Origin of the sequence: Bowmanella yangjiangensis (assembly GCF_017255015.1) — a bacterium.
GTDB classification, from domain to species: domain Bacteria; phylum Pseudomonadota; class Gammaproteobacteria; order Enterobacterales; family Alteromonadaceae; genus Bowmanella; species Bowmanella yangjiangensis.
Genome location: NZ_JAFKCS010000660.1, coordinates 1 through 399, shown reverse-complemented (window position 1 = coordinate 399; position 399 = coordinate 1). Strand labels below are relative to the sequence as shown.

The 399-nt window shown below is 66.7% G+C and carries 1 protein-coding gene; it reads right to left on the bottom strand.

Going from position 1 to position 399, the window contains the following annotated elements; all coding sequences use genetic code 11:
- Positions 1-229, bottom strand: a 229-nt coding sequence (locus tag J0A65_RS26140; protein WP_206597104.1) for a hypothetical protein, incomplete at its 3' end; no start/stop codon positions are given.
- Positions 230-399: the final 170 nt, after the last annotated feature.

Here is a 399-nt window from a genome sequence, read left to right as displayed (position 1 = left end):
AGGTCTCATCCTTGTCCAGGCCGCTCAGGGCCTTGGCCTGGATCACCGCGCGGTAGCCCGGCAGCCACACGCTGGCCAGACGATCGACCAGGGGCGTGGAGCGCTCCTGCAGCCAGAGCCGGGCACGATCATCCCAATGCTGGGTGAGTACCAGAGCGCCCAGCGCCACGAACGCCAGGGCCACCAGGCAAAGGCTCTGGCGGCGAATACGCGGGAAGGATGAGGACATCGGCGACTACTCGACTGCATGGGAACGATACGACGTCCACTGTCGCCAGAAGTTGCACCGGCCAGGGCGCAACCTGCTCTCGCACTGGCGAGCGGGCCGCAGCGGGACCCGGCTCGACAGTGCGTGCCGAAGCCTTATAGCACGCGGCTGGTGAAACGACTGTGACCGAC